Origin of the sequence: Kaistella solincola (genome assembly GCF_000812875.1) — a bacterium.
Classification (GTDB): domain Bacteria; phylum Bacteroidota; class Bacteroidia; order Flavobacteriales; family Weeksellaceae; genus Kaistella; species Kaistella solincola.
This window is the reverse complement of sequence record NZ_JSYK01000003.1, coordinates 1,027,817-1,039,769: the sequence shown is the minus strand read 5'-3', so window position 1 is coordinate 1,039,769 and position 11,953 is coordinate 1,027,817. Positions and strand designations below refer to the sequence as shown.

The window sequence follows — 11,953 nt, the reverse complement described above, 5'->3', positions numbered from 1 at the left end:
TTTTTTCTCTATTTCAAAAGACCAACAAAGATACTGAATTTCGGTGAAATATTGAAATTTATTCGCTTATAAAATTCTGGAAAATCCATAAAAAAATCCCCGAAAATTTGGGGATTAAATATTCAAAAAATGTAGCGCTTAAAGTGCTTTCATCAAAACTACGTCATCAATTTTTTCAACTTTAACCAAATCGTATTTGGTTAAATTTTTCGCGGCTTTATCCCACTTTTTTCCGGAAAGCTGACTTTTCACTTTTACCACGTTCAAAGTCATCGGTTCTTCCTGCGATTTCAGGATTTCTAAAACCATTTTCTCGTCTTCATCAAGCTCGAATGTTGGTGCAGCTTTTTCCGGCTTCATTTGCGGGAAAAACAGCACTTCCTGGATGGACGGATTGTTGGTTAAAAACATAATTAAACGATCCATACCGATTCCCAAACCGGAAGTTGGTGGCATTCCATATTCCAGCGCTCGAAGAAAGTCTTCATCGATAAAGCCGGTTGCTTCATCATCGCCTTTTTCAGCTAATTTCAGCTGTTCGTTAAAGCGTTCTCTTTGGTCAATCGGGTCATTTAATTCCGAATAGGCATTTGCGATTTCTTTTCCGCAAACCATCAGCTCAAAACGCTCCGTTAAACCTTCCTTGCTGCGGTGTTTTTTGGTTAAAGGCGACATTTCGATAGGGTAGTCGGTGATGAAAGTTGGCTGTATGAAATTGCCTTCACATTTTTCACCAAAAATTTCGTCGATCAATTTTCCTTTCCCCATGGTTTCATTCACCTCCACACCGATGGATTTTGCAAAATCAAACAGTTCCTCTTCGGTTTTCCCCGTAATGTCGAAACCTGTATATTTTTTAATAGCTTCGGTCATAGAAACGCGCGGATACGGTGCTTTCCAGCTGATTGTATGCTCACCGAACGTAGATTCTACACTTCCATTTACCTGCATTGCGGAAAATTCCAGCAATTTCTCGGTAAAATCCATCATCCAGTTATAATCTTTGTACGCGACATAGATTTCCATCGCGGTAAATTCCGGATTATGCGTTCGGTCCATTCCTTCGTTTCTGAAGTTTTTAGAAAACTCATAAACACCGTCAAAACCTCCAACAATCAGTCTTTTCAAATATAATTCATTCGCAATTCTCAAATAAAGGGGAATATCGAGAGCATTATGATGCGTGATGAAAGGTTTCGCCGCAGCGCCGCCCGGAATTGCCTGTAAAATTGGCGTTTCTACCTCAAAATATCCTGCGTCGTTAAAGAAAGTACGCATTGCATTGTACAGTTTTGTTCTTTTGATGAAAACTTCTTTCACTTGCGGATTTACAATTAAATCCACATAACGCTGTCTGTAGCGAAGTTCCAGATCATTGAAAGCGTCGTGAATTACTCCGTTTTCGTCGGTTCTTGGTTGTGGAAGCGGACGTAGAGATTTGGTTAAAATCTTAAAATTCGTCACTTTTACGGTCATCTCACCAACCTGTGTGGTAAAAAGTTCACCTTCGATACCGATGATGTCACCAATATCCAAAAGATGCTTGTAAACCTCATTGTAAAGCGTTTTGTCTTCGCCCGGACAAATCTCATCACGGTTAAAATATACCTGAATTTTACCGGCAGAGTCCTGAAGTTCCGCAAAACTCGCTTTTCCCTGAATTCGTCGGCTCATCAAGCGGCCGGCGATAACAACTTTTTTACCTTCAGCAAAATCCTGCTTAATGGTTTCGGTGGTTTCGGTGGTTTTAAATTCTTCGGCGGGAAATGCGTTGATGCCCAATTTTTCCAGACTTTTTAACTTTTCTCTGCGGATAATTTCCTGTTCTGATAACTGCATGATGCTGACAAATTTTAAGATGGCAAATTTACAGAATTTTCTGCAACTGAAATAACGAAAAAAATGGCAATATAACGGCTAAAATTTACCTGAAAGTTTCAGTATTAAATTCAAATTTTTTGCAGGCTAAATGACCAATTTTTTATTTTTAATTAAAGTAATTCCAAATTACTTTTTGCCGTACTTTTTGGGTGTTTCCCGTCGTACCTTTGTGATGTGAAAAAGCCGGTTATATATTTCTTTCTCTGCATTTACCTCTTGTCTTTTACAGAGGCGCGCCAGATTTTGAAGTTGCCGAACCTCGTCGAACATTACATTTCGCACAAAATTACCGGCAAAAACACCACTTTTTTCTCTTTTATAAAAATGCATTATTTCGAAGATCACGGCATAGATTCCGATTACAGCCAGGATATGAAATTGCCTTTTAAGACGCACGAAAGCAATGTTTTTTCTATTGGCTCGCTTGCCGTTCCGGAAATTTTCAGCATTAAACTAAAAGCACCGGAAAATTTCGGGCAAAAAGCACCAATTTTTTCCTATTTCTCCGGACACACTTCAGACGCGTTCGCGTCTATTTTCCGTCCGCCGATTTTTATTTAATTAGTAAAACCGCACAGGAAGTATTTTCAGCAAAACCGTTTGCTGAAAAGTTTTCGCCAATCTTATTATTTAAATTTTAAAATCAAAAACAATGAACAATTCACATCTGCACTTGGTTGTAAACCATTTGCCAATTATATTTCCTTTCGTAGGAATCGTGCTTCTGCTTATCGGAATTTTTGCTAAATCCGAAGTTTCAAAACGCAATGCTTATATCATTTTTATTTTGGGTGCTGTTGCTTCCATCGCGGCGATGGCTACTGGCGAAGGCGCCGAAGAAGGCGTGGAACATCTTCCCGGCGTTGCCGAAAGTTTAATTAAAACTCATGAAGAAGCTGCTGAGCTTTTCGCCGGACTTTCCTATGTCGTTGGCGGTTTAAGTTTGGTCGCACTGTTCGCGAGTTTCAGAAGTTTTACATTTTCCAAAATAATGCCTTTTTTGGTCGGAATTTTTGCTGTCTCGAGCCTGTTTTTTGCCCAAAAAGCCGGAACAACCGGTGGTGAAATTCGTCACACTGAGATCCGAAACGATGCGCAAACTGATAATGTCGGCAATAATGCTGCTGAAAATGTAGGAGACGAACACGATGATTAATGTCTTTGTATGGCTAATGAATCTCATAGTTTGGTAATTATGAGATCATTAGCGCGTAAAAAACTTTGCTAAATAATTAATTTAAAATTTTACAATGTTAGACAAAATCATCAGTTTTTCCATAAAAAACAAGCTGATCATTATTCTGATGACGCTCGGCTGGATAATTTATGGAATTATAGAACTCCGGAAACTGCCAATAGATGCGGTGCCGGACATAACGGACAATCAGGTTCAGATCATCACTTCGTCACCAAGTTTGGGCGCTCCGGATATCGAACGGTTCATCACTTTTCCGCTTGAGCAGTCGATGAACAATATTCAGGGCATTAAGCAGATGCGGAGTTTTTCGCGCTTCGGACTTTCCGTGGTTACCATCGTTTTCGAAGAAGGTGTAGATCTTTATCTTGCAAGACAACAGGTTTCCGAACGGTTGCAAAATGTTTCCAAAGATATTCCGAAAACACTCGGCGTCCCCGAAATGGCACCAATTTCCACAGGTCTTGGAGAAATATATCAGTACATCATCCGGCCAAAAACCGGCTACGAACATCGGTTTAATGCAATGGAACTGCGCACGATTCAGGATTGGATTGTTCGACGGCAACTTCTCGGCACCGATGGTGTTGCTGATGTTGCGAGTTTTGGCGGAAACCTAAAACAGTACGAGGTTACTGTTAATCCATCACAGCTGAAATCGATGGGCGTCACGATGCAGGAAGTTTTCACTGCGCTTGAAAATAATAACCAAAATACGGGCGGCGCTTATATCGAAAAAGGTCCCACAATTCTCTACATCCGAACGGAAGGTTTAATGGGAAAAATTCAGGATATTGAAAAAACCGTGGTGAAGAACCTTCCCGACGGTACACCAGTTTTAATCGAAAATATTGGTAAAGTTCAGTACGGAAATGCGATAAGATACGGGGCAATGACGTACAATGGAAAAGGCGAAGTTGCGGGCGCGGTGGTGATGATGATGAAAGGTGCCAACTCTAATGAGGTGATCGAAAAGGTAAAATCCCAGATTGAAGAAATAAAAAAAACCTTGCCCGAAGGCGTGGTAATCGATCCATTTCTGGACCGTACCAAAATGGTGAACAACGCTATTTCAACGGTTTCAAAAAACCTAATTGAAGGTGCGCTTATCGTCATTTTCATTTTGGTGGTTTTCCTCGGAAATCTGCGCGCAGGGCTTATTGTTTCTTCAGTAATTCCGCTATCGATGCTGTTTGCCTTTATTATGATGAATATTTTTGGAGTCAGCGGAAATTTAATGAGTTTGGGCGCTCTGGATTTCGGTTTGATTGTGGACGGTGCTGTAATCATCGTCGAAGCAATTCTCCATCGGCTTCACGGTCCAACACTTCAGAACAAAAGCATGCTGACCGTAAGTGAAATGGACCAAACCGTACAAAGTTCTGCCGGAAAAATGATGAACTCAGCGGTCTTCGGGCAGATTATTATTCTGATCGTTTATTTGCCGATTTTAACCTTGGAAGGTGTCGAAGGCAAAATGTTTAAACCGATGGCGCAAACGGTAATTTTTGCGCTTTTAGGTGCATTTATTCTGTCTTTGACCTACGTTCCCATGATGAGCGCACTGTTTCTCTCAAAGAAAATTAGGCACACGAAAAATTATGCGGACCGGATGATGGCGAAACTGGAAGCTGCGTACGACCGAATTTTGAAAAAAGTTTTGAAATATCAGAATCCGCTTTTCTTCGGAACCTTGGTTATTTTCTTTATTTCTGTTTTTATCATGTCAAGATTGGGTGGCGAGTTTATTCCAACATTGCCTGAAGGCGATTTTGCTGTAGACACGCGGGTTTTACCGGGAAGTAATCTAAAAACTTCCACCGAAGCAGTACTAAAAAGTCAGCAAATTCTGCTGAAAAAATTTCCTGAAATCGAAAAAATTGTGGGGAAAACCGGCAGCAGCGAAATTCCTACGGACCCAATGCCTATTGATGCCAGCGATATGATGATTATTTTGAAACCGCGCGCTGAATGGACGTCCGCAACTACTTACGATGAACTTTCAGAAAAAATGTCCGCAGAGCTCAAAAAAAATCTCATTGGAGTTACTTACTCTTTTCAGTATCCGGTAAATATGCGTTTTAATGAGCTCATGACCGGCGCGCGGCAAGATGTTGTCTGTAAAATTTTTGGTGAAAATCTCGACTCGCTGAAAGTTTACGCTGAAAATTTGGGAGAAATTTCCAAGAAAATCGATGGTGCTGAAAACATCTACGTTGAACCCGTTTCCGGACTGCCACAAATCGTCATTGAATACAATCGTGCCGCGCTCTCGCAATACGGTTTGAATATTGGCGAAGTCAACAAAATGGTGAATACGGCTTTTGCCGGCCAAACTGCGGGTTCTGTTTTTGAAGAGGAGAAAAAGTTTGATCTCGTGGTGCGGCTGGACGGCGACCTTCGTAAAAATTTGCAAAACGTACAAAACCTCTTGATTCCGTTGCCTTCAGGTGGTGAAATTCCACTGGCTTCTGTTGCGCAGGTGGATATTAAAGAAAGTGTAAACCAAATTCAGCGCGAACAGGCGCACCGCAGAATCATCGTTGGCTTCAATGTCAAAGGTCGCGACATCAAATCTACGGTTACGGATTTACAGAAAGTTGTTGATAAAGAACTGAAACTTCCGGTTGGTTATACCATAAAATACGGCGGAACTTTCGAAAATTTACAGCAGGCACAAAAACGTCTGGGAATCGCAGTTCCGGTGAGTTTAGCTTTAATCCTGCTGCTGCTTTACTTCGCATTCAACTCGATAAAATACGGCCTGATCATTTTCACTACAATTCCATTATCAGCAATCGGTGGAATTCTATCATTGTGGCTTCGCGGCATGAATTTCAGCATTTCCGCAGGTGTCGGTTTTATCGCGCTCTTTGGCGTTGCGGTGCTCAACGGGATTGTTTTGATTGCCGAATTCAACCGGCAGAAAGAAACCCATTCAGATTTGAATGAAGTAGTAAGAATTGGTGGTAAAATGAGACTTCGCCCGGTTTTAATGACCGCTTTGGTTGCCTCACTTGGATTCTTACCAATGGCTTTAAGTCAGGGCGAAGGGGCAGAAGTGCAAAGACCGCTTGCAACCGTGGTTATCGGTGGCTTACTACTCGCGACTTTCCTAACGCTTTTCATTTTGCCAACTGTATATATTTGGTTTGAAAAGCATTTTCCACAGCGCAAAAAAACTGTAAATCTTGACGAATAAACTTAAAAAATGAAAACAAAATATCTAACAATACTATTTTTTCTGGCCTATTTGAGGGTTTTTTCTCAAATTCCTGTTTCGCTTGAAATCGCGCAGCAGAAAGCAAATGAAAATAACCTTTCGGTAAAAGCAGGTCAGCTAAAAATTGATTACCAGCAGAAAATTAAAAATTCCGCGGTAACGATTGACCCGTTAAATATTACCGGTGAAATCGGCCAAATGAATTCTGCTTATGTGGACAACGCGGTTTCGGTGCAGCAAACGCTGCGTTTGCCGAAATTTTACAAAAGCCAAACTCAGGTTTTGGTGGAGGAATGGAAAAATGCGCAATTGAGTCTTGAGGTTCAAAAATCGTTTTTGAAACGTGACTTGGCAAAGGTTTACAATACTTTAAATTACCTCGACGAAAAGCAGAAACTTCTTGAAAAAACCGACAGCATTTACTCAAAATACCTTCAGAGAGCGGAGCTTCGGTTGCGCGCGGGAGAAAGCAATATTGTAGAGAAAACAACAGCGGAGAATTACCGAAGTCAGGCTGAAATTCAATTACAGAATTTGAGAAAAGACCGCGAAGTGGCACTTCAGCAGTTTAATTATTTAATTAATGATACTGAAATTTTCACGAATATTAAAGATGATTTCTACAAAACGCAACTGAATGAAAGTCATATTTACGAAGGAAATCCAACAATTCTGAAGCAGATTGAACAGCAAAAAAATATAGAAAATGCCCGTTTAAACGCCGAAAAAACCAAGCTTCTGCCGACTTTTAATTTCGGAATAACCTCCGCGACACAATACGGTTTTGGTGCAAACGAGAAATTCTATAATCATGGAAAACGTTTCCAAAGCGGATTGGTTGGTGTTGGTTTGCCGGTATTTAATTCTGCGCAGAAATCGGTGATTGAAGGTCAGAAAATCAATCAGCAAATTGCCGAAAATAATTACCAAATAGCCCTCGAAAATCTGAAAAATCAATACGCCGTAGCTGTTGCTGAATCGGAAAAACTGAAGTCAGAACTTGAATATTACAAAAATGCCGGGCTGAAAAACGCGGAAACCATCATGTTCACGGCGAATCTGCTTTTAAAAGAAGGCGAAATAGATTACCTGGAATACACCATGCTCGTCAATCAAAGTCTCGAAATTCAGAGCCGCTATATTGACGCGCAAAAACTGTTTAACGAAAAAATTATAGAACTGAACGCTTTAAAAGGCGAATAAAAAAATAAAAAAATGAAACATTTAATAACCATAATTTCTGCTGTTGCGCTCCTTTTTTCCTGTTCAAAAAAGGGAGAAGTGGTGGTAAAAGATACGTTTACTGTTTCGGGTAATCAAATCACGCTAACGGATCGACAGCTGAAAAATGCCGGCATTGAAACCAAAACGCTCGGCAGTCAGGAGATTGCGAACAAACTTATGCTTTCGGGGCGAATTGATGTGCCGCCTCAAGCGATGTCGAGCGTTTCGTCGTCGTCTGGCGGAATTGTAAAAATTGCCCGTTTTATGCCCGGAAATTTTGTTTCCAAAGGTCAGACGCTTGCCGTTGTTGAAAATCCTGAACTCGCAAAACTTCAACAGGATTATCTTCAGGCAAAATCCGGACTCAGTTACGCGCAAAAAGATTACGAAAGACAGAAATATTTAAATCAATATCAGGCAAGTTCCAACAAAGTTACGCAGCGAGCGCTGAATGATACAGAAACTCAAAATGCGGCTGTTCGCGGTATTGCGTCGCAGTTGCGTTCATACGGAATTGATGCGAAAAGTGTAAGCGCGGGAAAAATCCATAAAAGTATTTCGGTTACAGCACCAATTTCCGGTTATATTTCAACGGTAAATGTTGCTGTTGGGCAATACGTTTCGCCGGCGGAAGTACTTTTTACCATCATCAATAACAATTCCACACACCTCCAACTTAAAGTTTTTGAAAAAGACCTCAGTAAAATTTCTCTGGAACAGCGCGTCCGTGCATTTACGAACCAAAATCCGGAGAAAAAATATGCCGCTGTAGTGAAACTTATTGGTAAAGATTTCGCGCCGGACCGAAGTGTGACAATTCATTGTGATTTGATTGACAAGGACGAATCGTTAATTCCCGGAACATTTATGAACGCCGAAGTTGAGGTCAATGCGGAAAGCGGTTTCGTAATTCCCGATGATGCGGTGGTGACCTGGGAAAACCGACAATATATTTTTGAAGAAATACAGCCTAAAACTTTTGCAATGTTTCCTGTGACCATAGGAAATTCTGAAAATGGGTTAACCGAGCTTGTAAATTTCGTACCGAAAAACCGCAGCAAAAAGTATGTAACTAAAGGTGCTTACGCTTTGCTGATGGCGCTGAAAAATGTTGAAGAATAGATTTTATTAAATATTTATAACATTTTTTCTTGGTGGTAAGAAAATGATTTATACATTTGCAACAATGAAATTGGTAAACAATACAAATTGGTGGTGGCCTCAAAACTTTCAAAGTCTTGAGCACTGTTCTTTTGTGTAAAAAAATATATTTTATCAAAATAATAAGAAGACTTTGACATTGTGTTAAAGTCTTTTTTTATATCCAAAAATCAAAAATCTGCATGAAATTCAACCAAAAAATAAAGCTGAAAACCACGGTAAAATCAACATTGAGCGACCTTTTCACGCCGATTGGAATTTACCTCAGGCTGCGCGACCAGTTCCGCGATACCATTCTTTTGGAAAGCGCCGGAAACCAAAATACCGACAATAATTTTTCATTTATCGCGGTGAATGCGATTGCCGGAATTGAAATTAGAAATTATGAGGAAGCACAGATAAAATTTCCGCTTGAAAGTGCAGAAAAAATCGATATTAAAACCGAAAAATTAACCGATTTACTTCAGAATTTTTCTGACGTTTTCCAATGTGAAGAACCGAATTTGCCGCTCGGGACATCGGCGCAGGGATTTTTTGGTTATACTTCTTACGACGCGATTCCGTTTTTTGAAAATATAAAATTTAGTGAAAAAAGCAGCGAAAATAAAATTCCGCTTTTACGTTACCGTCTTTATCAGTACGTGATTGCGATTAATCACCACAACGATGAAATGTTTTTGATCGAAAACAAAATCGAGGGTTTAAAATCTGAACTTTCTACAATCGAAAATCTGATTCAGCAAAAAAATGCGCCAACTTTTCCTTTTGAAAAAGTGGGTGATGAAGAATCCAATTTAACCAACGATGAATATTTATTCGCCGTTGAAACGGCAAAAAAACACTGTTTCCGTGGTGATGTTTTTCAGCTGGTTTTAAGCCGAAGATTTCAGCAAAAATTTGTCGGCGATGAATTCAATGTCTACCGCGCTTTGCGAAATATCAACCCGTCGCCGTATTTATTTTTCTTTGATTACGGCGATTATAAATTAATGGGTTCTAGCCCGGAAAGTCAATTGGTAATTAAGGATAAAAAAGCAGTAATTCACCCGATTGCAGGAACTTTCAAGCGCACCGGAAATGTAGAAGATGATTTAAAAGCAGCAGAAGAACTTCGAAAAGACGCGAAAGAAAACGCGGAACATACCATGCTTGTTGATTTAGCACGAAATGATTTAAGCATTTTGGGGAAAAATACAAAGGTTTCAAAACTCAAGGAAATTCAGTTTTTTTCGCATGTTATTCATATGGTTTCTGAAGTTACTGCTGATGTTTCGGAAAATCAAAATCCGTATGAAATGATTGCAACTACTTTTCCGCAAGGAACTTTAAGCGGTGCGCCGAAATATCGTGCCATGCAGCTTATCGATGAATACGAGAAAACTTCCAGAAGTTTTTACGGTGGTTCTATTGGTTTTGTCGGTTTCGACGGAAGCTGTAATCAGGCGATTATGATCCGCACTTTTTTAAGCAAAAACAATACTTTATTTTACCAAGCTGGAGCTGGAATTGTGGCAAAATCTTCCGCTGAAAACGAATTGCAGGAAGTTAACCATAAACTTGGCGCGCTGAAAAAAGCAGTTTTAAAAGCGGAAAAAATTAACCATTAACAATTAAAAAATGATTTTAGTTCTCGATAATTACGACAGTTTTACCTACAACCTCGTTCAGATGATTGAGCAGATTACGCAGGAAAAAGTTGATGTTTTCCGCAACGACCAAATTTCGCTGGAAGACATCGAAAAATATGATAAAATCATACTTTCACCAGGACCTGGAATTCCCGAAGAAGCCGGAATTTTGCTTGAAGTCATTAAAAAGTTCGCGCCAACAAAATCAATTTTGGGCGTTTGTCTCGGTCAGCAGGCGATTGCGGAAGCTTTTGGTGGAAGTTTAATCAATCTTGCCGAAATTTATCATGGCGTTGCTACCGAAGCTACAAAAATTTCAAATCACAAAATTTTGCACAATTTGCCCGATATTTTAGAAGTCGGCAGATATCATTCCTGGGCAGTAAACACCGAAGATTTTCCGGCAGAACTCCAAATTACAAGCGTTGATAAAAACGGGATGATCATGAGTTTACAGCACAAAACCTACGACGTTCATGCCGTACAATATCACCCTGAAAGCATTTTAACACCGCATGGAAAGCAAATTCTTGAAAACTTTATTAATGGTTAGCTTTTAATGGTTAATTATTAATTGCCAATTATTAATTATCAACTCTCAATTTAAAAAATGAAAGAGATTTTACAATATTTATTCAATCACAATACGCTTTCAAAAGCTGAAGCCAAGGCGATTCTCACCGAAATTGCGCAAAATAAATTCAACGAAAATGAAGTCACAGCTTTTGTTACCGTTTTCCTGATGCGCAGCATTACGCTCGACGAAATGGCGGGTTTTCAGGAGGCGCTGCTTCGGCTTTCGGTGCCCGTGGATTTGGGAACGAATGATTTGGTTGATATTGTGGGAACCGGTGGCGACGGCAAAGACACCTTCAATATTTCCACTTTGGCGAGTTTTGTAGTTGCGGGAACGGGACAGAAAGTGGCAAAACACGGCAATTACGGTGTTTCTACAATCTCCGGTTCTTCAAATGTTCTCGAAGAATTAGGTTACGAATTTAAAACGACTTCGGAAGAATTGCAAAGCGATTTGGAAAAAGGAAATATCTGTTTTTTGCACGCGCCTGTTTTTCATCCGGCTTTGAAATCGGTTGGTCCACTTCGAAAAGGTTTGGGTTTACGCACTTTTTTCAATATTTTGGGTCCGCTTGTCAATCCCGCGAAGCCGAAATATTCCATGATCGGCGTGTACAGTTTAGAAATCGCACGGATTTACCAGTATTTGCTTCAGAAAAAAAATCAAAATTTTCTGATTGTGCACGCGCTGGATGGCTACGACGAAATTTCTCTGACCTCAGACACCAAAATTTTCGATAAATCCGGCGAGTATATTTTTTCCGCAGAAGAATTAGGTTTCAAAAATATCGAAGCTGAAACTATTTTTGGTGGAAATTCCAAACAGGAAGCAGCGAAAATTTTCAAAAATATTCTGGACGGTAATGGTACTTTCGAACAGAATTCCGTCGTGCTTGCAAATGCGGCGATGGCGTTGAGAAACACCGAAAAATACGGCAGCTACGATGATTGTTTGGCGTTGGCAACGGAAAGTTTAGAAAGCGGAAATGCGTTGCGCTCGCTGAATAATATTATCAATTAAAATTTTTATGGCGACAAATTCCGTCTTCCAATCTCTCCCGATTT

At 40.0% G+C, this 11,953-nt stretch carries 9 protein-coding genes; 8 read left to right on the top strand and 1 reads right to left on the bottom strand.

Annotation, left to right across the window (positions count from 1 at the left end; all coding sequences use genetic code 11):
- Positions 1-138 precede the first annotated feature (138 nt).
- Positions 139-1,839, bottom strand: coding sequence for a lysine--tRNA ligase (lysS, locus tag OA84_RS08810; protein WP_039344919.1), 1,701 nt, complete (start codon positions 1,837-1,839; stop codon positions 139-141).
- Between the two features lie 258 nt (positions 1,840-2,097).
- Between lysS and OA84_RS08805 the strand changes: the two genes are divergently transcribed.
- The 8 genes from OA84_RS08805 (at position 2,098) to trpD (ending at position 11,909) form a co-directional block, all read left to right on the top strand.
- Positions 2,098-2,442 (top strand): hypothetical protein, encoded by a 345-nt coding sequence (locus OA84_RS08805; RefSeq protein WP_156965057.1) that lies wholly within the window; start codon positions 2,098-2,100, stop codon positions 2,440-2,442.
- A 91-nt stretch (positions 2,443-2,533) separates the two neighbouring features.
- On the top strand, positions 2,534-3,037 hold the full coding sequence (locus OA84_RS08800) for a hypothetical protein (protein ID WP_039344916.1): 504 nt from the start codon (positions 2,534-2,536) through the stop codon (positions 3,035-3,037).
- A 94-nt stretch (positions 3,038-3,131) separates the two neighbouring features.
- Entirely contained in the window at positions 3,132-6,278 is a 3,147-nt protein-coding gene (locus OA84_RS08795; RefSeq protein WP_039344913.1) for an efflux RND transporter permease subunit, read from the top strand.
- A 9-nt stretch (positions 6,279-6,287) separates the two neighbouring features.
- Positions 6,288-7,502, top strand: a complete 1,215-nt coding sequence (locus OA84_RS11620) for a TolC family protein (RefSeq protein ID WP_039344910.1) — start codon at positions 6,288-6,290, stop codon at positions 7,500-7,502.
- Between the two features lie 12 nt (positions 7,503-7,514).
- Positions 7,515-8,645: an efflux RND transporter periplasmic adaptor subunit gene (locus tag OA84_RS08785; RefSeq protein WP_039344908.1), complete on the top strand. Its 1,131-nt coding sequence runs from the start codon at positions 7,515-7,517 to the stop codon at positions 8,643-8,645.
- 221 nt (positions 8,646-8,866) lie between these two features.
- Positions 8,867-10,291, top strand: a complete 1,425-nt coding sequence (locus OA84_RS08780; protein ID WP_039344905.1) for an anthranilate synthase component I family protein — start codon at positions 8,867-8,869, stop codon at positions 10,289-10,291.
- 10 nt (positions 10,292-10,301) lie between these two features.
- Complete coding sequence (locus OA84_RS08775) at positions 10,302-10,865, top strand: anthranilate synthase component II (RefSeq protein ID WP_039344902.1); 564 nt, start codon at positions 10,302-10,304, stop codon at positions 10,863-10,865.
- A gap of 57 nt (positions 10,866-10,922) precedes the next feature.
- Entirely contained in the window at positions 10,923-11,909 is a 987-nt protein-coding gene (trpD, locus tag OA84_RS08770; RefSeq protein ID WP_039344899.1) for an anthranilate phosphoribosyltransferase, read from the top strand.
- The last annotated feature ends 44 nt before the right edge of the window (positions 11,910-11,953 follow it).

Coding starts and splice junctions, on each gene's coding strand:
- OA84_RS11620 (WP_039344910.1), top strand. CDS start 6,288: ATGAAAACAAAATATCTAACAATACTATTTTTTCTGGCCTATTTGAGG.
- OA84_RS08780 (WP_039344905.1), top strand. CDS start 8,867: ATGAAATTCAACCAAAAAATAAAGCTGAAAACCACGGTAAAATCAACA.
- OA84_RS08800 (WP_039344916.1), top strand. CDS start 2,534: ATGAACAATTCACATCTGCACTTGGTTGTAAACCATTTGCCAATTATA.
- lysS (WP_039344919.1), bottom strand. CDS start 1,839: ATGCAGTTATCAGAACAGGAAATTATCCGCAGAGAAAAGTTAAAAAGT.
- OA84_RS08775 (WP_039344902.1), top strand. CDS start 10,302: ATGATTTTAGTTCTCGATAATTACGACAGTTTTACCTACAACCTCGTT.
- OA84_RS08785 (WP_039344908.1), top strand. CDS start 7,515: ATGAAACATTTAATAACCATAATTTCTGCTGTTGCGCTCCTTTTTTCC.
- OA84_RS08795 (WP_039344913.1), top strand. CDS start 3,132: ATGTTAGACAAAATCATCAGTTTTTCCATAAAAAACAAGCTGATCATT.
- trpD (WP_039344899.1), top strand. CDS start 10,923: ATGAAAGAGATTTTACAATATTTATTCAATCACAATACGCTTTCAAAA.